The organism is Mycobacterium sp. (genome assembly GCF_002863225.1).
Taxonomy (GTDB): Bacteria; Actinomycetota; Actinomycetes; order Mycobacteriales; family Mycobacteriaceae; genus Mycobacterium.
This window is the reverse complement of the sequence record NZ_PKEK01000007.1, coordinates 33,365-59,703: the sequence shown is the minus strand read 5'-3', so window position 1 is coordinate 59,703 and position 26,339 is coordinate 33,365. Positions and strand designations below refer to the sequence as shown.

The window sequence follows — 26,339 nt, the reverse complement described above, 5'->3', positions numbered from 1 at the left end:
TCCCACGGGTCGCTTGCGTATCGAAGCGCCACAGGCCTTCGGGACGGGGCAACGAATGGCGTTCGCTGCAGTACTGAAGCGGGTTTGGGTCCCGCTGATCGTGCTGGCGGTCATCGGAGGTGCTGGTTTCACCGTGTCGCGGATCCGCGCCGCCTCGGGCTCCAACAAGTATTCGCCCTACGCGAGTTCCGATGTCGACAACATCGCACAGCTTCGGCAAAAGACGTTGGTATACGAGGTTTTCGGTCCACCTGGCACGGCGGCGGATATCAGTTATCTTGGTGTCAATTCCGACCTGCGACTAGTCCAAGCGGCCCGACTACCCTGGTCGTTACAGATCACGACGCGCAGCGCGGCCGTCGTGGCCAATCTGGTCGCCCAGAGTGACGGCAACAGCCTGGGCTGCCGGATCGTGGTGGACGGTCAGGTCAAAGCCGAGAGGATCTCGAACGAATTGAAGGCCTTCACCTTCTGCCGGGTCAACGGCGCATGACCAGCCATCACTTGCAGCAGGAACAGGGCGTCGGCACCTTCGTGGCCCGGGTCGTCCGGCGGCTCGCTGTGCCCGTCATCCTGGGTTGGCTGCTGATCAGCGCGTTCTTCAGCATCGCGGTTCCGCCGCTCGAGCAGGTCGCCCGCGAGCACGCTGTGTCGCTCGGTGTCCACGACGCGCCGTCGGTCAAAGCCATGGCGCGCATCGGCAAGGACTTCAAAGAGTCCGACTCCGATGCGATGGCGATGATCGTCCTCGAAGGCGACAAACCGCTCGGCGACGCCGCGCACCGCTACTACCAACAGATCATCACCCGGCTCAAAGCCGACCACGCGGACGTGCAGCACATCCAGGACTTCTGGAGCGACCCGCTGACGGCGGCGGGCGCCCAGAGCTCTGACGGCAAGGCCGCTTACGTGCAGCTGAACCTGGTCGGCAACCAGGGTGAGACGTCGTCGAACAATTCGGTTGCCGGGGTGCGCAAGGTCGTGGACAGCGTTCCCGCGCCACCGGGCGTGAAGGCCTATGTCACCGGGCCGGCCGCCATCGCCGCCGACGGGAACACCAGCGGCGACAAGACGGTGGTCAAGATCATGGTCACCACCGTCGTGGTGATCTTCCTGATGTTGCTGGTCGTCTACCGCTCGGTCATCACGGTGGCGCTGCTGCTGGCCATGGTCGGCGTCGAATTGGCCGCTGCCCGCGGCATTGTCGCGTTCCTGGCGCAGATCGACGTCATCCGGCTCTCGACGTTCGCCACCAACATGCTGGTCTCCCTGGCGATCGCGGCGGGCACTGACTACGGCATCTTCTTCATCGGTCGCTATCACGAGGCGCGGCACGCCGGGCAAGACCGTGAGACGGCGTATTTCACCGCCTACCGCGGTGTGGCACACGTAGTCCTGGCGTCGGGACTGACGATCGCGGGCGCGACTCTGTGCCTCAGTTTTGCGCGTCTTCCGGTGTTCCAGACTCTCGGCGCACCGTGCGCGGTCGGCATGCTGGTCGCGGTCGCCGTGGCGTTGACGCTGGTTCCGGCGGTGATTGCGGTGGGCAGCCGGTTCGGTCTGCTGGAGCCCAAAAGGCTGCACAGTGTGCGTGGCTGGCGGCGGGTCGGCACGGCAGTGGTGCGTTGGCCGGCGCCCATTCTGGCGGCAACCCTGGCAATCACCATGGTCGGCCTGCTGGCCCTGCCGGGTTACAAAGTCAGCTATATCGACCGTGACTACATTCCGAACGACACCCCGGGCAACGTCGGAATGGCCGCCGCCGAACGGCACTTCTCGCAGGCGCGGATGATGCCGGAAGTCCTGATGATCGAATCCGATCACGACATGCGCAACTCGGCCGACTTCCTGGTGCTGGACAAACTGGCCAAGGCCATCTTCCGGGTCGAGGGGATCGCCCGGGTTCAAAGTGTCACCCGGCCGCAGGGCACTCCGCTCGAGCACACCTCGATTCCGTTCCTGCTCAGCATGCAGAACGCCGGTCAGCTGCAAAACCTGCAGGTCGCCAAGGGCCGACTCGATGACATGTCGAAGTTGACCGACCAGCTGGGCGGCACCATCCACGCGCTGGAGCATGTGAACGTGTTGATGAACCAGCTGGTCGGCACCACGCACCACATCACCGGTCTCACCAAAGACACCCTGGCCATCACCAATCAGGTGCGCGACGACATCGCCGACTTCGACGACACCTTCCGGCCGCTGCGCAGCTACTTCTACGCCGACACCCACTGCTACAACATCCCGACGTGTTGGGGGATCCGGTCGGCGTACAACGCGACCGACGGCGTCGACAAGCTGAGCGAGAAGCTCGGCGAGTTGATCAAGGACATCGACAGCGTCGACGTCGTGGTGCCGCAGCTGGTCGCGATGCTGCCGTCGCAGATCGACGCGATGCGGAGCTTGCGCACCATGGTGCTGACGATGCACAGCACGATGTCGGGGATTTTCGACCAGGCCAGTGAGCTCAGCAACGACGCGACCGCGATGGGCAAGGACTTCGACGACGCGAAGACCGGCGATTCCTTCTACCTGCCGCACGAGGTCTTCGCCAATCCCGATTTCCAGCGGGTCGAGAGTCTGTTCCTGTCGCCGGACGGCAAGGCTGCGCGGTTCATGATCTCGCACAAGGGCGATCCAGCGACCAGCGAGGGAATGTCGCGCATCAACGCGATCCGGACAGCTGCTTACGAGTCGCTGAAAGGGACCGCACTGGAGGACGCGAAGGTCTACATCTCAGGCACCGCAGCCACTTTCAAGGATCTGCGCGAAGCCTCCAACTATGACTTCATGATCGCCGGGATCTCGTCGCTGTGCATGATCTTCATCATCATGCTGCTGATCACCCGCAGCCTGGTGGCCGCACTGGTGATCGTGGGGACCGTCGCGTTGTCGCTGGCCGCCTCATTCGGCATGTCGGTTCTGTTGTGGCAGTACATCATCGGCGTCAAGCTGCACTGGCTGACAATGGTGATGTCGGTGATCATCCTGCTTGCCGTCGGATCCGACTACAACCTGCTGCTGGTTGCCCGCTTCAAGGAGGAGATCGGCGCCGGCCTCAAGACCGGCATCATCCGGGCGATGGGCGGCACCGGCAGGGTGGTGACGGCGGCGGGTCTGGTGTTCGCCTTCACCATGGCGTCGATGTTGGTCAGCGACAACCTCGCGGTGGGACAGGTGGGTACCACCATCGGGCTTGGCCTGCTGTTCGACACGTTGATCGTGCGGTCATTCCTGATGCCGTCGATCGCAACGTTGTTGGGCCGCTGGTTCTGGTGGCCGATGAACGTCGCATCGCGGCCGCCACGGATCCGGCGTCGACCGGTGACATCGGACGACCCCGACGCCACCGGACCGCTGCCCGCCGGCGGAACGCACGCCGCCTACGAGGGCGCGGTACGCCGCTAGCCGGGGTTTCAGGCGCCGAGATCGACGCCGGCGTGCTGCGCACTCGCGGACTACCGCGCCAGCGTCGAACTCGACGAGACTGACGGCAGCAGTGCCACGCTCAACCGGTCAGCGAAACGCCTCGTCGAGGATCTCCTGCTGCTCGACGGCGTGCACCTTCGACGAGCCCGACGACGGTGCCGACATCGCGCGACGTGAAATCCGTTTGATGCCAACCAGTTTGTCGTCGAACAGCTCAGGCAGCTCGAGACCGAACCGCGGCCATGCGCCCTGGTTGGCCGGCTCCTCCTGCACCCAGAAGTACTGGCTGACGTTCGGGTAGCGATCCAGCGTCTCCTGGAGGCGGTGGAACGGCAGCGGGGCAAGCTGCTCGATGCGCACGATCGCGACATCGTCCCGGTTCTCCTTGGCCTTGCGAGCGGCCAGCTCGTAGTAGATCTTGCCGCTGGTCAACAACATCCGCGTGGCCTTGTTGCGGTCGCCGATGCCCTCTTCGTAGGTCGGCTCTTCGAGCACCGAGTGAAACCTGTCCTCGGTGAAGGCCCGGATGTCGCTGACCGCGGCCTTGTTGCGCAGCATCGACTTCGGGGTGAACACGATCAGCGGGCGCTGCACCCCGTCGAGGGCGTGGCGGCGCAGCAGGTGGAAATAGTTGGCCGGAGTCGACGGCACCGCGATCGTCATCGATCCCTCGGCCCACAGCTGCAGGAAGCGCTCGATGCGGCCCGAGGTGTGGTCGGGGCCCTGGCCTTCGTGGCCGTGCGGCAGCAGCAGCACCACGCTGGACAACTGGCCCCACTTGGCCTCACCGGAGCTGATGAATTCGTCGATGATGGACTGGGCGCCGTTGACGAAGTCGCCGAACTGCCCCTCCCACAACACCAATGCGTCCGGGTTGCCGACGGTGTAGCCGTACTCGAAACCGACCGCCGCGTACTCCGACAGCGGTGAGTCGAACACCATGAACTTGCCGCCGGTCGGGTTGCCGTCCTTGTCGATGGTCAGCAGCTGCAGCGGGGTGAACTCCTCGCCGGTCTGACGGTCGATGATCACCGAATGCCGTTGGGAGAAGGTGCCGCGTCGGGTGTCCTGACCGGACAACCGCACCAGCTTGCCTTCGGCCACCAGCGTGCCCAGCGCCAGCAATTCGCCGAAGGCCCAGTCGATCTTGCCTTCGTAGGCCATCTCGCGGCGCTTCTCCAACACCGGAGTCACGCGCGGGTGAGCGGCGAATTCGTCTGGCAGAGCGAGGAATGCGTCGCCGATGCGGGCCAGCAGGGCCTTGTCGACGGCGGTGTCCAGGCCGGCCGCGAGCATCTGGTTGGACTCCACCGACATGCTCGCCTGAACGCCGTGCTTCTCCAATTCGCGGACGTCGTTGAAGACCCGCTCGAGTTGGCCCTGGTAGTCGCGCAGTGCGTCCTCGGCCTCCTTCATCGAGATGTCGCCACGGCCGATCAGCGCTTCGGTGTAAGTCTTGCGGACGCCGCGTTTGACGTCGACGACGTCGTACATGTACGGGTTCGTCATCGACGGGTCGTCGCCCTCGTTGTGCCCGCGCCGGCGGTAGCACAGCATGTCGATGATGACGTCTTTCTTGAACTTCTGCCGAAAGTCGACTGCCAGCTTGGCCACCCAGACGCAGGCTTCCGGGTCGTCGCCGTTGACGTGGAAGATCGGGGCGCCAATCATTTTCGCGACGTCGGTGCAGTATTCGCTGGATCGCGAGTACTCCGGTGCGGTGGTGAACCCGATCTGGTTGTTGACGATGATGTGGATGGTGCCGCCGACCCGGTAGCCGGGCAGCTTGGCCAGGTTCAGCGTCTCGGCGACCACACCCTGCCCGGCGAAGGCGGCGTCGCCGTGCAGCATCATCGGCACGACGGAGTTGCCGCGTTCGCCCTCGCCCTTGTCGAGCAGGTCCTGCTTGGCCCGGACCAGGCCTTCCAGCACCGGGTCGACAGCCTCCAGGTGCGACGGGTTCGCCGTCAGCGACACCTGAATGTCGTTGTCGCCGAACATCTGGATGTACACACCGGTGGCGCCGAGGTGGTACTTGACGTCACCGGAGCCGTGCGCCTGGGCGGGGTTGAGGTTGCCCTCGAACTCGCTGAAGATCTGCGAGTACGGCTTGCCGACGATGTTGGCCAGCACGTTCAGCCGGCCGCGGTGCGGCATGCCGATGACGACTTCGTCCAGGCCGTGCTCGGCGCACTGGTCGATGGCGGCGTCCATCAGCGGGATGGTGCTCTCGGCGCCTTCAAGTGAGAACCGCTTCTGCCCAACATATTTGGTCTGCAGGAAGGTCTCGAACGCCTCGGCGGCGTTCAGCTTGCTCAGGATGTACTTCTGCTGCGCCACAGTCGGTTTGACGTGCTTGGTCTCGACGCGTTCTTCCAGCCAGCGCTGCTGTTCGGGGTCGAGGATGTGGGTGTACTCGACGCCGATGTGCCGGCAGTAGGCGTCGCGCAACAGCCCCAGGATGTCGCGCAGCTTCTTGTACTCCGAGCCGCCGAAGCCGTTGACCTTGAACACCCGGTCGAGGTCCCACAGGGTCAGCCCGTGGGTGACCACCTCGAGGTCGGGGTGGCTACGGAACCTGGTGTTGTCCAACCGAAGTGGGTCGATGTCGGCCATCAGATGCCCGCGGTTGCGGTAGGCCGCGATCAACTCCATCACGCGGGCGTTCTTGTCGACGATCGTGTCGGGGTTGTCGGTGCTCCACCGAATCGGCAGGTAGGGCACACCCATCTCGCGGAACAGCTCGTCCCAGAAACCGTCGGCGAGAAGCAGTTCGTGAATGGTGCGCAAGAAGTCACCGGACTCCGCGCCCTGGATGATGCGGTGGTCGTAGGTCGAGGTCAGGGTGATGAGCTTGCCGATGCCCAACTCGGCGATCCGCTCGGCGCTGGCGCCCTGGAACTCGGCGGGATATTCCATCGCACCCACGCCGATGATCGCGCCCTGACCGGCCATCAGTCGCGGCACCGAGTGCACGGTGCCGATGGTGCCGGGGTTGGTCAGCGAAATCGTCACGCCGGCAAAGTCTTCGGCGGTCAGCTTGCCGTCGCGGGCCCGCCGGACGATGTCCTCGTATGCCGCGACGAACTGGCCGAAACTCATGGCCTCGCAACGCTTGATCCCGGCGACCACCAGTGATCGCTTGCCGTCCTTGCCCTGCAGGTCGATGGCCAGACCCAAGTTGATGTGGGCGGGTGTCACCGCGTTCGGCTTGCCGTCGATCTCGGCGTAGTGCCGGTTCAGGTTCGGGAAGCTCTTCAGCGCCTGCACCAGGGCGTAGCCGAGAATGTGGGTGAACGAAACCTTGCCGCCGCGGGTGCGTTTCAGCTGGTTGTTGATCACCACGCGGTTGTCGATCATCAGCTTGGCCGGGATGGCCCGAACGCTGGTCGCCGTCGGGAGCTCCAGCGACTGCGACATGTTTTTTACGACCGCTGCGGCCGCTCCGCGCAGTATCTGGTTCTCGTCGCCCTCGGCGGGCGGGGGCCCGGACGGCTTGGAGGCCGGCTTCGGAGCTTCGGCGGCCGGCGGTGCGGCGGGTTTCGGGGTGGTGGGCGCGCCGTTACCGGACGCGGCGGGAACGGGCGCGGCCTGCGGGGGAGTGACTGCGGGCGGGGGAGCTGCGGGCGGAGGAGCTGCGGCAGGCGGGGGCGCCGGCTTGGCCGGCTTCAGCTCAGCGGGCGCATCGGCGGCCGGGTCGGGGTTGTAGTCGACCAGAAAGTCGTGCCAGCTCGCGTCGACCGAGGACGGGTCGTCACGGAATTTGCGGTACATCTCCTCGACCAACCATTCGTTCTGTCCGAATGGTGAACTCGTACTGCTCACAGCAGCTGCTCGCCTCGATTCCTCTGTCCGGAAAGCGCTCTCCCACGCTTGTCATTGGCCCCATAAAGGCTAACCCTTCAGCGGCGATCCGCCATGTGAGTTCGATCAGCGCCCCGCTCAGTGCGCGTCGGACGCCGACGGCAGCAGGTGCAGGGTGACCGGCCACTTCGCCGGCGGCGTTCCGAAGGCCTGGCGCGCGTTCTGCACGATCCGCTTGCCCGCCAGCCGATTGCCCACGGCGCCGATACCGGCACCGATCCCGACCGGAAGGACCTTGCCGAACAACAGTGCGCTACGACGCAGAGTGAAGCGCCGGACCGCCCGCTTGAGCAGGCGCGAGTTCAGCTGCGACAACGCCGGCATCGGCAGGGAGGCCATCCCTTCGGACAACCACGCCCCGCTGGTGCGCCCGCCGCCGATCAGTTCGGACATGGCGTGCTTGCTGTCGTCCCCGACCAGTACCGACAGCACCAGCGTGCGTCGTCGCTCCCGGTCGTCGGTCGAGATGCCGTACACCGACGCGACCGCCAGCGCGTAAAACGCCGTCGCCTCCAGGAACACCGCGGTCTCACCGGCCGACGCCGACAGCGCCGCCAACGTGCCCAACCCGGGCAGCACCGCGGCCGAACCGACGGCGGCGCCGCTGGCCGTCACCGCGGTCACGTAGCGCTTCTCCAGCTTCGACACGATTGCAGCGGGGCTGGCTTCGGGGTCGGCGCGGCGCAGCCGCTCCACGTAGGCCGTCGCGGCAGGTCCTTGAATACGCGAGCTGCGCTCGATGATGCTGGCCAGCGCCCGCGCCGACCTCTTCGGCTTGCCTTCGGTGGTCGCGGGCAGCGAGTCGGCCGATGACCGTTTCCGTCGGGCGAACATGGAAGCCTCCGGGTCGTGGTGGACCCGGGTTCTTCCCCGGGCCGCTTCGCAACCCGCATTGTCACCCGGCGGCATTGCTGCAATCCCCGGGTCCTTCGCGGGCAGTGACGTTATCTCAGGCTAGCGCCGGCCTCCGGCGACGTGGGGCCACCCGTCCGTTCGAATAGTCCGTTAGGAATAATCCACCGCAGACAGGTGCGAGGACACAGGCAGATTCGCTCCCGGTCCGGAGAGTGACCGCGACGATCCCAAACAAGACGGAAAGCCGATGGCCTATCAACTCACCGCACTGGGAATCTCGGTGCTGGCGCTGCTGCGCGGACGCCCGATGCACGGTTACGAGATGGTCCAGACGCTGGTCGAGCGGCATGCCGACCGCATCGTGAAGGTCCGCCCCGGATCGCTCTACCACGTCGTCGACCGCCTCACCGACGAGAAGCTGATCCGTCGCGCGGGCACCGCACGCGACGGCAAACGGCCCGAGCGGGCCATCTACGAGATCACCGACGCCGGGGCCGAGGCGCTCGCCGATCGGGTCGGTGAACTCATCGCGGTGCCGGCGCACGAGTTTCCGCAGTTCGCGGTTGCACTCGCGGAGATCGATACGCTGGACGACGATGCCGCGCTGAATGCAGTGGAAGACCGGGTTGGGGCGCTGGAGTCCCGCGCCGCAGACATCATGGCGCTGCGGGATGCCGGCATCACACCCGCCGGATACCTGGTGGCATTCGACTACCTGCTGGCAACCACGCGGTCCGAGCTGTCCTGGCTGCGAGGCTTTGCCGGCTCGATGCGATCCGATCGGTCGGGGCTACGAACGGACGGGGTGAAGACATGACGACGGCGACTGCACGTCGGCGCCCGGGCGGTGAGCCGGCGTCGAATCCTGACGACGTGAAGCCGTGGAACGCGCTGTGGGCCATGATGGTCGGCTTCTTCATGATCCTGCTGGACTCGACGATCGTCGCGGTCGCCAACCCCAGCATCATGGTGAAGCTCGGCACCGGCTACGACACGGTCATCTGGGTGACCAGTGCCTACCTGCTCGCCTACGCGGTGCCGCTGCTGGTGGCCGGCCGGCTCGGGGACCGATTCGGCCCGAAGAACCTGTATGTGATCGGTTTGACCGTCTTCACCGCCGCCTCGCTGTGGTGCGGCCTGTCCGGCACCATCGGGATGCTGATCACCGCGCGGGTGGCCCAGGGCATCGGTGCCGCGGTGATGAGCCCGCAGACGCTGTCGCTCATCACCCGGATATTTCCGCAAGAGGGCCGCGGGGTGGCGACGAGTGTGTGGGGCGCCACCGCCGGGGTGGCCACGCTGGTCGGGCCGCTGGCCGGTGGCGTGCTGGTGGACGCGATGGGCTGGGCGTGGATCTTCTTCGTCAACGTGCCGATCGGCGTCATCGGCCTGGCGCTGGCCGTGTGGCTGGTGCCGGACCTGCCCACCCAGAAGCACCGCTTCGACCTCGTCGGCGTGGCGCTGTCCGGGGTGGGGATGTTCCTGATCGTGTTCTCCCTGCAGGAGGGCCAGTCCCACCACTGGGCGCCGTGGATCTGGGCGGTGCTGGTCGCCGGGATCGGGTTCATGACGGCGTTCGTGTACTGGCAGTCGATCAGCCACTACGAGCCGCTGATCCCGCTGGACATATTCCGCTACCGCGACTTCGGGCTGTGCAATGCCGCGGCGGTCGTCATCGCATTCGCGGCCACCGCGATGATCCTGCCGCTGATGTTCTACGCCCAGTCGGTGTGCGGATTGTCGCCGACCCGGGCGGCGCTGCTGACCGCGCCGATGGCCATCACCAGCGGCGTGCTGGCGCCGGTCGGCGGCCGGCTGGTTGATCTCGTACACCCGCGCCCGGTTGTCGGATTCGGGTTCTCCTGTCTGGCAATCGGTCTCACCTGGCTGTCGATCGTGATGACGCCGACCACCCCGATCTGGGAATTGGTGCTGCCGTTCTTCGTCCTGGGTGTTTCGAATGCCTTCATCTGGGCGCCGATCACCGCGACGGCGACCCGCAATCTGCCGCCGCAGTTCGCCGGCGCCAGCTCCGGGGTCTTCAACGCGACGCGTCAGGTGGGCGCCGTGCTGGGCAGCGCGGCGATGGCGTCGTTCATGACGTCGCGCATCACCTCCGCGCTGGGGCCGATGCCCGACGGTGGGTCGGGCCCACCGGCCGGCGAAGGCGGAGGCCTTGAGATGCCGGAATTCCTGCACGAGCCGTTCGCCGCCGCGATGTCGCAGTCGATGCTGTTGCCGGCGTTCGTCGCGTTGTTCGGGATCGGTGCGGCGATCTTCCTGATCGGATCCGATGGGGCGTCGACGGACGGCGAATTGCCCGCCGACGGGACCGCCTCAGGCGGCCCGGACGCGCCGACCCGTCGGGTTCGGGTACGGCCCAGCGCCCCGGAGGGCTTCGCGAGTGGATTCGACGGCTACCGGGAAGGCTTCGACGATGACGACGACTACGTCGAGTACACGCTGACCCCGCCCCGGCCCGCTGCGCCGCGGCGACAAGCGCCGCCCGCTCCGCCGGCCCGCGGGCGTGCTGCCGAGCCGCTCACCGAGCCGCTGGCCACCCATCGGGAGCCGCCGCTGGCGGCACCGGCCGAGAGCTGGCGCAGCGCGCCGGTCGAGTCGTGGCACAGCCTGCTCGACGACACGACCGCGACCACCGAGATCGCGGCGGTCAGGGACACTCCCAACGGATCTCGCGACGAGGACGACCAGCGATTCGCTCCGGTCGAGCAATTCCCGCCGCCGACGCGCCGGGGGGTCGAGCCCGAACAGCCGGCGTTCGACGACATCATCGACACCTACGGCGGGGCCACTTTCCCTGACGACCGGCGCAACGGCCAGCACCGGCCGCCGCCCAGCCGGCGACCCCGTCCCGATCCCGACCAAGGTCCGCGACGGCGCTAAACGTCGGGCGCGGCACGATCGGGCGTCGTCAACGCGAGAAAGGCGCCGAGCTCCACCAGGCCGGTCGGCGCGGCAGGCAGGTACTCGGTCAGCGCGTCCGCACGCACGACAACCGCGCAGTACTGCGCTCGGCTGATCGCGACGTTGAGCCGATTCCGTTTGAGCAAGAACGGGATTCCGCGCGGGATGTCCTCGACGGACGACGCGGTCATCGACACGATCGCCACCGGCGCCTCGGCACCCTGGAACTTGTCGACGGTCCCCACCCGCACCTCGCCGAGTCCCGCGTCGGCCAGGTGTCGACGCAGCAGCACGACCTGAGCGTTGTACGGCGCCAGGACCAGCACGTCGGCGGGCGTCAAGGGCCGGGTGCCTTTCTCGGTGGTCCACGCCCGGCCGACCAGCGTCTGAATCAGGTCGGCGATGGCGTCGGCTTCCTCGGGGCTCTCGGTCGAATTGCCCTCGTGTTGGACGCGAAGCACCTGTAGCCCCGGCGGATGCCCGTCCAACTGCCGCGCCGCGGTGACTTCGGCGAGGGGCTGCAACCTGCCCTCGTAGGCCAACGTCGATACCGGGGCACACACCGCGGGATGCATTCGCCGCGAACGGTCCAGGAAGTAGCCGCGTTCGGCGGGCAGGGTGCGGTGGTGTTCGACCAGCCAGCCCAACGCGGAGCCGTCGACCGGTTCGGGATGGGTGCCCTGGCTGACCTGGGGCAGCTGCTGTGGGTCGCCGAGCAGCAGCAGGTTCGCGGCCGCGGCGGCCACCGCGATGGTGTTGGCCAGACAGAACTGGCCGGCCTCGTCGATGACGAGCAGGTCCAGGCTGCCCGGCGGAACCCGGCCCGGGTTGGCGAAGTCCCACGCCGTTCCACCGATCACACACCCTGTTGTGCTGCTGATGAAGGCGGCGTACTCGCTGTCGCCGATCACCTGCCAGTCGACGTGGCCGCGGTCGGCATTCTTCTTGGCGACCCGTGCCGGGTCGATGCCGGCGTCGATCGTGCCCTGCAGCAGGTTCTCCACCACGGCGTGTGACTGCGCGACGACGCCGATGCGCCAGCCGGATTCGGCGACCAGCCGGGTGATCACATGCGCGGCCGTATAGGTCTTGCCGGTGCCCGGCGGACCGTGCACCGCGAGGTAGGAGCAATCGAGGTCGGCTACGGCGGCGGTGATGTCGTCGATGGCGTCACCGTGCCGCGGGAGGCCGGCGCCGCTGCGGGTCCGCGGCGGGCGGCGCAGCAGGATGTCCATCGCCGCGGTGTCGGGAAGGTCTGGCAGTGCCGCAGCGACGTCGACCGCGGCCCGTTCGACGGCTTCGCGCAGTGGCTTGGTGTTGACCAGCCCGTTCGGCGTCAGCGCAAACGGCAGCTCGTGAAAGGTGTTGCCGTCCGGCGGAGTTCGCTCCAGGATGATGACCTCGGTCGGGACAGTCGGGTCATCGCACTCGACCACCTCGGCGTGCCCGGTCGCACGCCGGTCGGGGTTGTCGGTCAGGCCGGCCGGTGCCGGCGGCTCGTAGAGCGCGTACACCTTGGAGTTGAGCGCGCCCCGGGCCAGTTCACCGGTCAGCTGCAACCGTCGCTGCATTTTCTGCGCGCGCGGCGGCTTGTTCCAGTCGACCGCGACCTTCGCCTGGTCGACCACGAAAACGTCAGCATCGCCGGACCATTCGTCGACGGGGTAGTTCAGCCGGTTGAAGTGGGCCCACCAGAACGGCTTGTCCTCCCGGCGGTGATACCCACGGGCGGCCGACACCAGCGCGACCGCCGTTTGCTCGGGAGTGCGGTCGGCGCTCGCCGCGACGCCGGAGAACTCCTCCAGCTTCATTGCCAGCGCGTCCGGTTCCTCGATGGCGCCGCCCTCGGAAACCGGTTGCGCGCCAAGCGGAGTGACACCACCCTCGAACGCCTGGATCAGCAGCCAATTGCGCAGCTCGCGAGTGGACACGCAGTCGTACTGGTTGTAGTCCTCGATCTCTTTGAGCACGGCCGCGGCGTCGTCGAGTTCACCGTCGGCGCGCAACTCGCTGTATTTCGCGTACTGCGTGATCGAGTCGGTGGCCGTCGTGACATCGCCCGATCGCAACCGCGATCCCATGTACAGCGGCTCGAGCGCCTTGAGGCTCAACGACTCCGAGCCGGTCCGAATGCTCTTGCGCACAATCGGATACAGGTCGACCAGAGTCCCGCTACGCAGCAGGTCGTCGACTTCGTCCTCACCGACACCGTGGCGTCCGGCCAGCCGCAGCAGGGCGGTCTTCTCGTAGGCGGCGTAGTGGTAGACGTGCATGTTCGGATATCGCTTGCGCCGCTTGGCCACCAGCGCAAGAAAATCGATCAGGGCTTGCCGCTCGTCTGGCCGGTCGTGCGCCCACAGCGGGTGGAATCTGCCCGCCCTGCCACCTTCGAGAACACCGAACAAATACTCCAGGCCCCAGTCGACGCCGTCGGCGGTCCACAGCGGGTCGCCCTCGAAGTCGAAGAACAGGTCGCCCTCGTCGGGGTTGGGCAACAGCGTCAGCGGTTGCGCGTCCACCACCTCGAATTGCGCTGTGCCGCTCACGCGTTGAAGCATCTGCAGTCGGGCCTGAGCGACCATCGCGGTGAGCGAGCGAGCAGACACGTCGGGCACCGGACCGTCGTGGGCGGCCAATTCGGCAACGGTCGTGATGCCGGCGTCGAGCAATTTCGCGCGCTGCGTGACGCGCAGGCCCGCAACCAGCAACAGATCGTCGGTAGCACGCACCTGCTCTTCGCAGGCCGGGCAGCGGAAGCAAGCGCGCACGCCGGTGTCGTCCCAGCTCACCGGGGAGCCCTGGGCGAGGTGCTCGTCGAGCAGGCGCTGCAATCGCGCGCGTTGTTCGCGATACACCGGAATCAGCTCGTCGACCTGGTAGGTGACCACGGAGCCGTTGCCGAGAATCAGCTCGGCTTCCGGATGTACCACAATTCCTTTCTGGCTCAACGTTTCTGCGTAGGCGGCGATCTGAAGAAGCGCGGTGACCTTGGCCGACCGGGCCAGCTTGGTATCGGAGACCTGATACTTCCCGTCACGGAGCACCAGGAAATCGGCGAACCCGACGAAGCGGCCGTCGAACATCGCGGCCTGGTAGACGACGTCGACGCCGCGCTCGACGGCCCGCCGGGTCTGGTCTGCCGCCGCGGTGACGTTGTCGACGGTGAACGGCACCGGCCGGCCGATGACCGCGACCTCGCCGCGCACGTCGCGAAGCTGGTCGAGCCGGCGTTGCTCGTGCTCGTCACCCAGGGTCGCGGTGCGATCGAGCAATTCGTCGGTGACCGTGACGCGTTGCCCCCGACCGAGTTTCGCATCGAATTCCCTCAGCAGGGCGTATTCACACCGTGCCGCGGATGCCAGATCCGAGGCACTGTAGATGACGCTGTCGCCTGCCATGAACACAGCAGTCACTCTAGGCGGCGCTACCGACAACGTCGGGCGACGATGCGGGCCGGAACGGCCCGAGGAGAAGGCCGACCGTCCGATCAGCCGGCGTTGGCGATCAATTCCACCCCGTTGCCGTTCCAGCGGAACTTGACCACGCTGGGCAGGCCGATGCCGCCGGAATAGCTCAGCGCAACCGTGTCACCGGTGCACTGCGAGTTGTCGAGGCCGTTGAAGCCGTAAGTGTCCGGCACGCCCTGCGGTGGGATGAGCTTGCCAAGATGGAACAGCACCGCTCTGGTGTTGGGGCTCTCGGCGTTGGTGTTGGCCTTCACGATCACCGCGGACAGCTGCGCGCACTGGTTGAAGTTGCCGGCCAGCGGCTCGGGGTTCCACGGCTGCTGGCTGCGCGGGTCGTGCGGCAACTCCGACACTCCGCGGGCGATGGCGGGATCGGCGAGGTTGACCGCGCATGGGTCGACGGGCCCGGCGCTGGTCGGGGGAGCGGCGACGGCCGACGAGGGCGCCGGCGCCGCGGAATGGGGTGTCGTGGCGGCGTGGGTGGTGGGCTCCGGCGTCTTGGCGACGGTCGAATCCCCTGATCCACACCCACTCATCGTGACGGCAAGCAGTGCGGCCGCGATCGGTCCGGTCAGGTAGCCGATGCCACCCGAACTGCACAGTCGTGTCCACACAACGCCGCACGGTACCTCGCCCGGCCCGGTCGACGCGGCAGGCGTGGCCGTGCGACCGTCGATGACGCCGTAAACTTTTTTCCCGAGATGAGCGCCTCTGATGATGACACCGTGACCTTCGCCGACCTGCAGATTCACCCCTCGGTGCTGCAGGCGCTCTCCGACGTCGGTTACGAGTCGCCGTCGGCTATCCAAGCGGCGACGATTCCGGCCCTGATGAGCGGCTCGGACGTGGTCGGGCTGGCGCAGACCGGGACCGGCAAGACGGCGGCGTTCGCGGTCCCGATTCTGTCCAAGATCGACACCGCCAGCAAGGCCACCCAGGCGCTGGTACTGGCGCCGACGCGGGAGTTGGCGCTGCAGGTGGCCGAGGCGTTCAGCCGGTACGGCACGCACCTACCGCAGATCAACGTGCTGCCGATCTACGGCGGAGCGTCCTACACGACGCAGCTGGCCGGGCTGAAGCGCGGTGCGCAGGTGGTGGTCGGCACGCCGGGCCGGGTGATCGACCATCTCGAGCGCGGGACGCTGGACCTGTCCCGGGTGGACTATCTGGTGCTCGACGAGGCCGACGAGATGCTCACGATGGGTTTCGCCGAGGAAGTCGAACGGATCCTGGCCGAGACGCCGGAGTATAAGCAGGTGGCGTTGTTCTCGGCGACCATGCCGCCGGCAATCCGCAAGCTCAGCAACAAATATCTGCACGACCCGACCGAGGTCAAGGTCGAGGCGAAAACCACGACAGCCGAGAACATTTCGCAGCGCTACATCCAGGTCGAAGGTAGACGCAAGATGGATGCGCTCACCCGCGTCCTCGAAGTCGAGCCGTTCGAGGCGATGATCGTCTTCGTCCGCACCAAGCAGGCCACCGAAGAGGTCGCCGAAAAGCTGCGCGCCCGAGGCTTTTCCGCGGCGGCCATCAACGGTGACATCCCGCAGGCCGTGCGTGAGCGGACCATCGCCGCTCTCAAAAAAGGTGGCGGCACCGGCATCGACATCCTGGTCGCCACCGACGTGGCGGCCCGTGGGCTGGACGTCGAGCGGATCTCGCACGTGCTGAACTACGACATCCCGCATGACACCGAGTCCTACGTGCACCGGATCGGGCGAACCGGCCGGGCCGGACGGTCCGGCGCCGCACTGCTTTTCGTGTCTCCGCGCGAGCGCCACCTGCTCAAGGCAATCGAGAAGGCGACCCGGCAGAAGCTGATCGAGGCGCAACTGCCCAGCGTCGACGACGTCAACGCGCAACGGGTGGCGAAATTCGCCGATTCGATCACCAACAGCCTCGGCGCACCCGGTATCGAGTTGTTCCGGCGTCTGGTCGCGGATTACGAACGCGATCACGACGTGCCGATGGCCGACATCGCCGCGGCGCTGGCGGCGCAGTCGCGCGACGGCGAGGCCTTTTTGCTGGCGCCCGAGCCACCGCCCGAACGCCGGTCCCGGGAATACCAGGACCGGCCGGCCAGGGCGGCACGCGGCCCCGGTGACGGTCCCAGACAGGGGCTGGCCACCTATCGCATCGCGGTCGGCAAGCGGCACAAGGTCGGGCCAGGCTCGATCGTCGGCGCCATTGCCAACGAAGGCGGCCTGCATCGTAGCGATTTCGGCCACATCACCATCAAGCCGGACTTTTCGCTGGTGGAACTGCCGGCCAAATTATCCCGCGAGACGCTGAAAAAGCTTGAGAAGACCCGTATTTCGGGCGTGCTGATCAATTTGCAGCCTGACCGGGCACCGAACAAGAACCGTGGCGGCAATCGTGGCGCGCCGCGACGGGACCACAAGGGATGACCGATACCGACACCGCGGATCAGGGCGGACTCGAACAGGTCTCCGGGCCGGATCGAATCGCCTCGCTGACCGGTGTCCGGGCCCTCGCCGCGACCCTGGTGGTGGGCACCCACGCGGCCTACGCGACCGGCAAGTACAGCCATGGTTATTTCGGCTTGTTGTGTTCGCGGATGGAGATGGGCGTCCCGATTTTCTTCGTGCTGTCCGGCTACCTGCTGTTCCGGCCGTGGGTGAAGGCGGCTGCGACCGGCGGGCCCGACCCCTCGGTCGCCCGCTACGCCGGGCACCGGGTGCGACGCATCATGCCGGCCCACGTCGTGACTGTGTTGATCGCCTTTGTCATCTACCACTTTCGGCATGCCACGCCGAACAACGGCCACAGCTGGTTCGGATTGCTGCGCAACCTCACGCTGACCCAGATCTACACCTTCAACTACATGCGGGCCTACATTCATCAAGGTCTCACCCAGTTGTGGAGCCTGGCGGTGGAAGCCTCGTTCTACGTCGCGCTTCCGCTGTTGGCTTACCTGCTGATGGTCGTGCTGTGCCGACGGCAATGGCGGCCGAGGCTGTTGCTGGGAGGCGTTGCCGCACTGGCGCTGATCTCGCCGGCGTGGTTGGTCGGCACACATCTCCTGACGCCGGTTTTCAGCGGAACCCGACTCTGGCTACCCACCTACCTGATCTGGTTTCTGGCCGGCATGGCGCTGACGGTGCTCGAAGCGATGGGTGTGCGCTGCTACGGATTTGTCGCGTTGCCGCTGGCCGCCATCTGCTACCTCATCGCGTCCACGCCGCTCGCGGGTGATCCGACCACCTCGCCGCTCGGATTGTCGCAGGCGATTTGGAAAGCGATCTTGTACGCGGTGATCTCAGCGCTGACGGTGGCGCCGTTGGCGCTTGGTAACAGTGGTTTCTACGCCCGACTACTGGCAAGCCGGCCGGTGGTGTGGTTGGGCGAGATCTCTTATGAAATCTTTCTCATCCATTTGATAGTCATGGATTTCGCCATGGTCTACGTCATGCGCGATCACGTCTACACCGGATCAATGGTTGGGCTGTTCCTTGTGACGATGCTGATGACCATTCCGCCGGCTTGGCTGCTGCATCGGTTCACCCGGGTGCCCGGCTGACCTTGTTAGCGGGTACCACGACCGGGGCCACGAACTCGGTCAGCATCGCCCGCTCGTCGTCCTCGTCGCGGCCCGGGAAGATCAGCAGCGACGTGATCGCGCGGACCAGCCATCGTCCGCGGCCCGCTACGTTGGCCGGATCGTCGTCGCCCAGCGAGGTGACGAATGCGTTGGCCAGCGCGGTGATCACGTCGGATTGCTCGGCCATTTCGGCGCCGAGTGGGCCCGACGTGGTCGCGAACCAGGCTGACAACGCCGGGCTTTCGCGGACCAGGCGAAGCGTGGTGATGATGCCGGCGACCAGTCGCTGCTGCGGATCGCTGATCTCGTCGACGTCGATCGACTCGGCCAGTCGATGGGTCTCGCGGGCCACGTAGGCACTGCGCAGCGCCTCACGGTTCTCGAAGTAGCGGTACAGCGTCGCGCGGGAACAGCCTGCGGCTCTGGCGATCTCGTTCATGCCCACCGAACCGGGGTCGTTGCGGGTGAACAGGTTCTCGGCGGCGTCGAGGATGCGGTCGGCGGCGACTTCGCCGCGGCGTTCGGCGAGCCAGTCGCTGGCCGGCATCTAGGACGTGACCCGGAACGGTACCGACAGCGGGCGTCGCACGTAGCTACCGCCGGCCCAGACGATGCCGTCCTCGTCGACCTCGAAATCGGGGCAGCGGGCCATCAGTTCGGTCAGCGCGACCCGCGACTGCATCCGGGCGGCGGCGGCCCCGAGGCAGTGATGCGCGCCGTGGCTGAAAGTCAGCAGGTTGCGCGGGTGCCGCGTGACATCGAGTTCACCTGCGTCAGTGCCGAATTGGCGTTCGTCGCGGTTGCCGGAGCCGTAGACCAGCAGCACACGACGACCTGCCGGGATGCTGGTGCCTTCAATCGTCACGTCGCGCGTCACCGTGCGGGCCAGCGCCTGTGCCGGCGCGGTCAGTCGCAGAAACTCGTCGACGGCGCCCGGGACCAGGTCCGGATTGTCGGCCAGCAGGCGCCGCTGATCGGGCCGCTGGTGCAGCAGTTGCACTGCACCACCCAACATTCCGGTAGTGGTGTCGTTTCCGCCGGTGACCATCGTGAAGACGAACGCGAGGATCGACAGCGTGCCGGCGATGTCGCCGTCGGCGCCGACACCCGCGGCGACGAGATGCGAGACGGTGTCGTCCTCGGGTTCCACGCGACGGCGCTCGATCAGCTCGCCGAAGTAGGCCATCATCGAGCCGACCGCTTCGCCGACGCTCGCGAGCGCCGCAGCAATGCCGCCTTCGGCGGTGTTGGCCGCGACGATGGCTTCGGTCCAGCCGTCGAATTGGCCGCGGTCTTGCGCAGGCACGCCCAGGTAGTGCGCCACCACCATCGACGGCAACGGCTTGAACAGTTCGGTGACGATGTCGCCACCGCCGTTGGCGATCAGCCGGTCGAGGCGCTCGACGATGAATTCGCGGACCTTGGGTTCGACCGCCTCCACCTGTCGCGGGGTGAAGCCGCGGGCCACCAGTTTCCGAAACTCGGTGTGCACTGGAGGATCCTGCATCACCATCGGCGGATTGTCGGCCAGACCGATCATTTCCAGGTCGCCGTAATTGATGGTCAGGCCCTGGGCCGACGAGAACGTCTCGTGGTCTTTCGCCGCGGCCCAGATGTCCGCATGCCGGGTCAGCACGTAGTAGTCGTCGTCGGGCTTGGCCGGCGGGACGACGTGGTGCACCGGGTCGTGGTCGCGCAGCGCGCGGTACATCGGCCAGGGCTCGGCCCACGTCTCGGCGGTGGCCAACTGGAACCGAGGGGAGTGAGACAAAGTTGCCGTCATGTCTTATTGCTACGACAGCTGGCGAGGAATGTCAACCGTTGTCACTCGGAGGTGGGCAGGGACGAAACACCCCCACAGCCCATCTCGGCGACCACCTGCGCGTGCCGCGCATCACCGCCCTCGCGGCAGCGGATTTTCGATTAACGGCTCACCCGATATGCGGCGGCACGTGAGCCCGAGTGCTCGCTGGCGTCAGCGATTTGAACGACACGGTTGAAAACGGTGCTGGGCGAGCATTTTTGGTGGCTCGGCAAGGCCGGGGCCGCCGACGCGAAGCCAATTGGAGATGACGGCCTCTGCCGCCGCGTCAAGGACGTGACCGAGCCACACGGGTCGACCGCCGGCGTGTCTTCCCCGTCTCGACGGAGAGACAACGACGACGTTGGAACGCTCGCATGGACCAAGACAGTCGCTGATTCGCACATTGGCGACACCCTCGATGAGATGCCGCAGGTTCGCTAGCTGGACATGGTGGTCGACCGCCGGGTGCTTCTTCACCGTGCCGCAGCAGCATCCGCGGCAGACGGTGACTGTCGGCTTGAGCTTGTCCAATGCCACCTGACGAAGATTACGTTTCCAATGATTCGCACCCCCATTGTGGGGGGAGCGGCGCGAGACACCGTCGCACCAACCACTCGCTGCCCGATCCCTCCAACCAAGAACGGAGTTTGCCAACTACGCTCAGCGGTGAACCTGAGCATTAAGCCTCCTCGGCGGGGGGCCTCTCGTATATCCTCTGCGCACCTCAGAAACTTTCTGGCGAGTCTGGAATGCATGTTTTTTCGTGGCTGGTTTGCTCGCTGGTGGAATCAGCCTGACCAGTTCGAGACGATGACGGCGCTGCTGACTCAGCGAGGACTACTGCACTCAGCCCAGCTTCTGCTTGCGGTTACCGCGGCCTTCGCGGGTGTTGCGCCATTCATCGTGGTAGCGACTTCTGGGAGGTCGAGCACCCCTGGTGTGGTCGCGAGTGTTGTAGCTGCTGGATTTGTCTTTCTGTCGATGGGCTCTTTTGCGCGACGGTGGCCTACCCGCCGGCAGTCGGTCCTGCTGTCCACCGGCGGCGCGGTGGTCATCACCGCGTGGAGCATGGCTCAAAGCGACGCGACGCTGCAGTGTCTGGTGTGTGCGGTCATGACCATCGCGGGCGGGTACATGGCCGTATTCCACACCACCAGGTTGATGTTTCTGGTTTTTGTCCTCAGCGGTGCAACTGCCACTGAAGCCGCCATCCGTCTCAGCCATCAGGCTGATGTGACCACAGCTGCGGCGAGCTTTTCCGTGCTGTGGCTGGTGAATCTGGCTATACCGCTTGGGGCGCGAGGATTGTCGCGGGCGATGACCGTGTACGCCTTTGACTCTCTGCACGATCCTTTGACCGGTTTGCTCAACCGCCGCGGTATCCGGCACCAGTTCAAATCGAAAATCAACGATGTTTTTGTCGCGGGTCACACGCATTTGACGGTGTTGCTCATTGATTTGGACAACTTCAAAGCGGTCAATGACACGTACGGTCATCCCCACGGCGATGAGCTGCTGTTGGCGGTGGCACGCCTGCTGCGCCAGACGTGCCCAGCTCACGCCGCGATCTGCCGGGCAGGTGGTGAAGAGTTCCTGATCGCCTATTCCAGCACCGACCCCGGCGTGCCTGAGATTGCCCCCGAGCTGTGCCGCGCCATCGCCGAGCTACCGCTCGCCGTCACTGCCAGCATTGGCAGCACCACGGTCGCATCGACTGGGCGCGGCACTCACGACAGCCTCGATATGCTCATCAGCACCGCCGATGCCGCCATGTACGTCGCAAAACGCCACGGCGGCAACCAGACTCACCACATTCTCTGTCAGGCCCTGCGGTGACGGGACTGCCGCGATGCGAATCAGGTTGTCGCTGAACGCGTTTGGCGACCGTGGTGTGACCAGTCCGGGTCGGTGTCGAGTGGCACCGCTGCGGACGGGGGGTTGTGGAGGTCGTAGGTCGTGACCGGGGGGCGTAGGGCTTGTTGAATCGAGTTGCGGTAAGTGCGAAGTGCGCCAGGTGGCGGCGCGATGACAGTGTCGATGTCACGGTCTTTCATGACGGCGTCGTGTCGAAGCGACTCCACGAGCGGACGCACCAAGTCGGCCGACATGGGTGTGAGAAATGCAATGCCCCAGGTGCTGAGCGCTGGACTGATCAACGGAAGAGTGATGAGGCGGCGGCGGGGCAGCCCCGCTTCCTCGGCGAAATCTCGGAGCATGTCTTTGTAGCGCAGAACATTTGGGCCGCCGATGTCCCAGCAACGCGAGACTGGCACCTCGGCGTTTGCTGCGGCAACGAGGTAGTAGAGGGCGTCGTCGATGGCGATGGGTTGGATCAGGTGGCGAGTCCACGTCGGCACCGGAAGCACGGGAAGGGCGGTTGTCAGCAGGCGGATCATTTCGTACGAAGCCGACCCGGCTCCGATGATGACCCCAGCCTGGAGGACGACGGTCGTGATCCCCGAGCTCAGTAGGGTTTCGCCGACGGCGGTGCGCGATTGCAGGTGCGGGGAGAGTTCTCCGGTGCGCGGGTGCAGGCCACCCAAGTAGACCAGTCGGCTGACGCCGGCTTCGCGGGCTGCGGCGACGGTATGAGTCGCGGACTCGGATTCGGCGCTGCTGAAATTCGGTGAGCTGCCCATCGAGTGCACCAGGTAATACACGACGTCGATGCCTGCGAACGCGGTTGCAAGGGAGTCGGGATCGGTCAGGTCGGCCTCGACGACCTCGGCGTCGTCAGCCCACGGCATCTTGTTCACCTGGGCTCGATTGCGCGCCATCGCCCGCACCCGGTGACCGGCCGCAAGGAGCCGCGGGACAAGCCGACCGCCCACATAACCCGTCGACCCAGTCACCAAACAGTTCAGCTGGCCATCTTCCACGAACGACTCCTCTCCGCCTCGCGTGAGCTACGCCCTACCTGAGCGTGGACTGGAAACACTGGGTAAGTACCCGACGCCCGCCATTTCACGCGGCGAGCGTGCAGCTGCATCGTTTCGGCATCGGGTCGTCGACGACACACTGCCGCGTTGTCGCCCGAACGCGGCGCCTCAGGACGCGACCCGATACCCGTGTCCACCGACCTCGTGCCAGCGTTTGACAACCGGCCGGTAGGAGCGTTTCCTTGAGGCAGTTGAACATGCAGCCGGCCTGGGGTCGGTGCCGTCACCCACATCTTGGTACGCGGCACAGATTGCTTTCCGACACCGCCCAGATTCTGACCTGGTTCTCGTGACATCGAATGGCCCCTGCGCATGTCAACGCCGTCTTCCTGCAATTCCCGCCCCGCTGGACCAGCACTGCGTGCTGCGACAGGCTCGAAATTGCTGCGTCGCAACGATCTTCGCGATTTCAGGCCGTGAACATCGAGAAAGGATCCGCCACGCTCGAAGGCGGTCCCGTACGCCCTGGTGAAATCCCCGCGATCGACCACGACGACGTCCAGGCGTCGGCCCGAGTCAGCCGAACGGTCACGGTGGTCACCATCAGCGGTGAAATCGACATCAGCAACAGTGAGGGCGTCAGTGCCTTCATCGCTCGGTCGGTGTTGTTGGGCAATCCGATACTCTTGGATCTCAGCCGCGTGAGCTTCTTTGCGGTGCAGTCGGTTTCGTTACTATCCGGCACAGAGAACGCCTGCCGTCAGACCGATCTACCGTGGGTGCTGGTTGCCGGCGAGGTCGTCCAGCGAGTGCTGAGGTACAGCCAACGACGAAACGCCCTGCCCATCGCCAGTTCGGTGCCCGGGGCGATGGCGTACTTCGCCCAACTCACACTCATGCAGGCCAGGCCCCGAAAACCCCTGCTGAGTCGCAACGGATCGGTAACGGAAACCCTTGGTAGCTCTTGCCTCTTAGGCGCCCGCAATGCACACCAAACAAAGGAACAGCAATGATCACCACCATCTTCACCGCTATCGTGGTCGGCCTCATCATCGGCGCTGGCTCGGCTCATCCTGCCCGGAAAGCAGAATATCGGCATCGTCATGACCATCGCACTGGGCGTAGTGGGCTCCTTCGTCGGGTCGTGGCTGACATATAAATTCGGCTACCGCGGTGCCGACGGCGGCTGGGCGGTCGTCCCGTTTCTGGTCGGCGTCGTCGTCGCCGTCATTCTGATCGCGATCTACGTCGGTGTCACCGGCCGCCGCGCTGGAACCGCACGACTCCGCTAGACGCTTGACGGCATGTCATGCCGTGACCGCGTGATGAGTTGAACAACAACGTGTTCCAGACGGGGCTGAGCGTACAAGAGCGCGGTCATGCCCCGGCCGATCAGTCCGACGATTGCGCCAGTCGAGTCAATCCGGTCCGGATACGTGATGTCACGGTCGACAACGGCACATCAAGGAACTCGGCAACCTGCTGACGGGTCATCGCACCGTAGTAGGCCAGTGCGATCGTTTCGCGCTGCCAGTCGTTCAGTGCGTCGCTCTCCGCGCTCACCATGTGGTGGCGTACCCCGTCGAGGACGTACTGGCAGCCACCGACGCGGTTGCCGTTGCTACAACCCAATATCCGGGCTGCGCGGCATGGTTCGGCGCGGACCCATTCCACGGAAACATGATGAATCAGCGTCGTCAACCACGCCTCGGCAGAACATTCAGCGGGATCGAAAGAACCAGCGGTGGCCCAGATCTGCGCGTAGGCCTCCTGCGTTGCCTCGGTCGCTGACGCTGGTTCTCGCAGCACCCTGAGCGCGACGCCATACAGGCGTGCGCGCGTGTGGTCATACAGCTCTGCAAACGCGTTGACGTCTCCCGTGCCGAGTGCGGCGAGTAGTGCTTCGGCATGGGTTGGTGCACAACCGGGTTCGCTCACTGCCGGCAGCGGTGGCTCCCGGGGCGCCAGCCACTGAAGGCGGCGGCGTGGCCGTCGACGGTTCATCGCGGTGCCGCTTCGGCTTCAGCGCGGCCACCGTCACCGTTGGTGTGGGCGGGACTGTCAGGGCCCGGTGAACCTGCGTGGGCGCATCTTACGAGCGCTTGGGAATCGGTGATCAAAATGCTGTGACCGTGCACTCGAATCCAGCCCTGTTGGGTGAAGTCGGCCAGCGCCTTGTTGATCGACTCGCGGGACGTTCCGATGAGCTGCGCGATTTCCTCTTGAGTCATGTTGTGGGTCAGACGCATCGCGCCGTCTTCCTGCACGGCGAACCGTTGAGCCAGCCGTAGCAGGTGTTTGGCGACCCGAGCCCCGACGTCGGTGAAGATGAGATCGGACAGGTCGTTGTCAGTGCGGCGCAATCGCCGGGCCAGTACCCGCAGTAGACGTTCGGCGATCTCGGGACGATCGGCGACCCATGCCCGAAACACGTCGCGCTCTACCGTGACCGCGGCGACGTCGGTGAGCGCGGTTGCGGTCGCGGTACGCGGGCCGGGGTCGAAGATCGAGAGTTCTCCGAACATTTCTGATGGCCCCACCACCGCCAAGAGGTGACTGCGACCATCGGGGGAGCGCTTACCGAGTTTCACCTTGCCGGAGGTGACGATGTACAGGGTGTCGCCGGCTTCGCCCTCGGTGTAGATCTGATGTCGGCGCGCATAGAGCCTGGACTGAAGGTGTGTCATCAGCGCGGCGACCGCGGTGGGTTCGACGGTCTGAAAAATTGCGGCCCTGGCCACTGCCGCTGTCGCTGCAGTGGGCAACTGCCGATGGACTGTATCAAGTTGTGCCGCTGCGTATTCGGCGGTCATAACGACCAACGGGCGGCGTTCGTAGTGGCGCGAGAAACGTTGGTGCGCTGTTCGGGCGCCAACGCCGCGAAGTACGCAGATTCACGATGGACGATGTGGCGAGGTGGCATTGGGGGACTTCCAGGCCGACGAATCCGAGTGTCGTCTGGGCGGATGACGATGCCATTGCGATGCCGCGGACCCATGGGCGGCGGCACCGGCCCCAAGCCGGCTGCGTATTTCAGCACTTCTCACATAACCCGGATATCGCAGTCCTGTCAAACGCTGGCTTGACTGCTTTCGCGCTCTTCGGGCCTCTCCGTTGCAAGCGGTCTAATCGGCCTCCACGACTGAATTGCAACTGGGGAAAGTCTCAGTTGCCACCGGGCCGAGCCTGCGGCGTGGCGGCTGCGCAGTCGGCAACGTCATCTGGCCGACGGTCCGGGTGCTGAAGTGGATGCTGCGACGAGGGCCGGCCCAGAACCCTCGGCGGCGCCGCATTCCGCCGCCGCCGCGAAAGTGGCTCGGCCAGTGGCGAGTTGCCCGGTGTGACGAAGGCGCTGGGGGCGGCGCCCTTCAACTCGACGCCGTGCGCAGGCTATTTAGCGGGTAGAGCGCCGGGCAGCAACTCCGTACAGGACGAGCCCGGCTGCGGTCGTGCTGTCCACGGACAGTTCAGTGCCCTGCGTCAAGGTGACCAATCCATCCTTGGGCCGGAAATCACTGAGCATGGTGATGGCCACCTGATCACTCGGCATG

Annotated in this window: 17 protein-coding genes and 2 pseudogenes; 9 read left to right on the top strand and 10 right to left on the bottom strand. The window is 65.8% G+C overall.

Translation table 11 applies throughout. From position 1 onward, the window contains the following. Nucleotides 1-55 precede the first annotated feature (55 nt). Together CYU59_RS01200 and CYU59_RS01195 are read left to right on the top strand one after the other, a co-directional pair. A complete protein-coding gene (locus CYU59_RS01200) occupies nucleotides 56-493 on the top strand; it encodes an MmpS family transport accessory protein (RefSeq protein ID WP_292974951.1) in 438 nt (145 codons plus the stop codon). Beyond that, nucleotides 490-3,408, top strand: a complete 2,919-nt coding sequence (locus CYU59_RS01195) for an RND family transporter (RefSeq protein ID WP_292974949.1) — start codon at nucleotides 490-492, stop codon at nucleotides 3,406-3,408. The genes CYU59_RS01200 and CYU59_RS01195 overlap by 4 nt, the downstream gene beginning before the upstream one ends. 108 nt (nucleotides 3,409-3,516) lie before the next feature. On the opposite strand, the gene CYU59_RS01190 is transcribed toward CYU59_RS01195, so the two are convergent. Next, a complete protein-coding gene (locus tag CYU59_RS01190; RefSeq protein WP_292974947.1) occupies nucleotides 3,517-7,254 on the bottom strand; it encodes a multifunctional oxoglutarate decarboxylase/oxoglutarate dehydrogenase thiamine pyrophosphate-binding subunit/dihydrolipoyllysine-residue succinyltransferase subunit in 3,738 nt (1,245 codons plus the stop codon). Between the two features lie 117 nt (nucleotides 7,255-7,371). Continuing rightward, a complete protein-coding gene (locus tag CYU59_RS01185) occupies nucleotides 7,372-8,127 on the bottom strand; it encodes a hypothetical protein (RefSeq protein WP_292974945.1) in 756 nt (251 codons plus the stop codon). Nucleotides 8,128-8,395: 268 nt separating this feature from the next. Here CYU59_RS01185 and CYU59_RS01180 point away from each other — a divergent pair, with 268 nt between their 5' ends. Continuing rightward, nucleotides 8,396-8,965 (top strand): PadR family transcriptional regulator, encoded by a 570-nt coding sequence (locus CYU59_RS01180; RefSeq protein WP_292974943.1) that lies wholly within the window; start codon nucleotides 8,396-8,398, stop codon nucleotides 8,963-8,965. An 83-nt stretch (nucleotides 8,966-9,048) separates the two neighbouring features. Further along, nucleotides 9,049-11,052 carry an MFS transporter gene (locus tag CYU59_RS01175; RefSeq protein WP_292974983.1) on the top strand — a complete coding sequence of 668 codons (2,004 nt, stop codon included), beginning with the start codon at nucleotides 9,049-9,051 and terminating at the stop codon, nucleotides 11,050-11,052. On the opposite strand, the gene CYU59_RS01170 is transcribed toward CYU59_RS01175, so the two are convergent. Continuing rightward, nucleotides 11,049-14,477, bottom strand: coding sequence for a TM0106 family RecB-like putative nuclease (locus CYU59_RS01170; RefSeq protein ID WP_292974941.1), 3,429 nt, complete (start codon nucleotides 14,475-14,477; stop codon nucleotides 11,049-11,051). The genes CYU59_RS01175 and CYU59_RS01170 overlap by 4 nt on opposite strands. A gap of 83 nt (nucleotides 14,478-14,560) precedes the next feature. After that, entirely contained in the window at nucleotides 14,561-15,142 is a 582-nt protein-coding gene (locus CYU59_RS01165) for an LppP/LprE family lipoprotein (protein WP_292974981.1), read from the bottom strand. A gap of 99 nt (nucleotides 15,143-15,241) precedes the next feature. Between CYU59_RS01165 and CYU59_RS01160 the strand changes: the two genes are divergently transcribed. Together CYU59_RS01160 and CYU59_RS01155 are read left to right on the top strand one after the other, a co-directional pair. Then, nucleotides 15,242-16,951, top strand: coding sequence for a DEAD/DEAH box helicase (locus CYU59_RS01160; protein WP_292974939.1), 1,710 nt, complete (start codon nucleotides 15,242-15,244; stop codon nucleotides 16,949-16,951). Further along, entirely contained in the window at nucleotides 16,948-18,084 is a 1,137-nt protein-coding gene (locus tag CYU59_RS01155; RefSeq protein WP_292974937.1) for an acyltransferase, read from the top strand. The genes CYU59_RS01160 and CYU59_RS01155 overlap by 4 nt, the downstream gene beginning before the upstream one ends. Here CYU59_RS01155 and CYU59_RS01150 read toward each other — a convergent pair. Both CYU59_RS01150 and CYU59_RS01145 read right to left on the bottom strand, forming a co-directional pair. Continuing rightward, nucleotides 18,065-18,652, bottom strand: a complete 588-nt coding sequence (locus CYU59_RS01150) for a TetR/AcrR family transcriptional regulator (RefSeq protein ID WP_292974935.1) — start codon at nucleotides 18,650-18,652, stop codon at nucleotides 18,065-18,067. The genes CYU59_RS01155 and CYU59_RS01150 overlap by 20 nt on opposite strands. Continuing rightward, nucleotides 18,653-19,888 (bottom strand): cytochrome P450, encoded by a 1,236-nt coding sequence (locus CYU59_RS01145; protein WP_292974933.1) that lies wholly within the window; start codon nucleotides 19,886-19,888, stop codon nucleotides 18,653-18,655. 774 nt (nucleotides 19,889-20,662) lie between these two features. Between CYU59_RS01145 and CYU59_RS01140 the strand changes: the two genes are divergently transcribed. Then, complete coding sequence (locus CYU59_RS01140) at nucleotides 20,663-21,745, top strand: GGDEF domain-containing protein (RefSeq protein WP_292974931.1); 1,083 nt, start codon at nucleotides 20,663-20,665, stop codon at nucleotides 21,743-21,745. Between the two features lie 20 nt (nucleotides 21,746-21,765). On the opposite strand, the gene CYU59_RS01135 is transcribed toward CYU59_RS01140, so the two are convergent. Next, a complete protein-coding gene (locus CYU59_RS01135) occupies nucleotides 21,766-22,788 on the bottom strand; it encodes an NAD(P)H-binding protein (protein WP_292974929.1) in 1,023 nt (340 codons plus the stop codon). Between the two features lie 359 nt (nucleotides 22,789-23,147). Between CYU59_RS01135 and CYU59_RS01130 the strand changes: the two genes are divergently transcribed. Both CYU59_RS01130 and CYU59_RS01125 read left to right on the top strand, forming a co-directional pair. Next, on the top strand, nucleotides 23,148-23,801 hold the full coding sequence (locus CYU59_RS01130) for an STAS domain-containing protein (RefSeq protein WP_292974927.1): 654 nt from the start codon (nucleotides 23,148-23,150) through the stop codon (nucleotides 23,799-23,801). After that, a pseudogene (locus tag CYU59_RS01125) lies at nucleotides 23,798-24,080 on the top strand (GlsB/YeaQ/YmgE family stress response membrane protein). Before CYU59_RS01130 ends, CYU59_RS01125 begins: the two are co-directional and overlap by 4 nt. A gap of 100 nt (nucleotides 24,081-24,180) precedes the next feature. On the opposite strand, the gene CYU59_RS01120 reads toward CYU59_RS01125, so the two are convergent. From CYU59_RS01120 to CYU59_RS01110, 3 genes and pseudogenes are all read right to left on the bottom strand, one after another. After that, nucleotides 24,181-24,726 (bottom strand): sigma factor, encoded by a 546-nt coding sequence (locus CYU59_RS01120; protein ID WP_292974925.1) that lies wholly within the window; start codon nucleotides 24,724-24,726, stop codon nucleotides 24,181-24,183. 164 nt (nucleotides 24,727-24,890) lie between these two features. Next, nucleotides 24,891-25,529: pseudogene (locus CYU59_RS01115) on the bottom strand (Crp/Fnr family transcriptional regulator); the annotation flags it as partial. 653 nt (nucleotides 25,530-26,182) lie between these two features. Further along, the gene (locus CYU59_RS01110) at nucleotides 26,183-26,338 is read right to left on the bottom strand and encodes a hypothetical protein (protein ID WP_292974923.1); all 156 of its coding nucleotides are present in this window, start codon (nucleotides 26,336-26,338) and stop codon (nucleotides 26,183-26,185) included. Nucleotide 26,339: the final 1 nt, after the last annotated feature.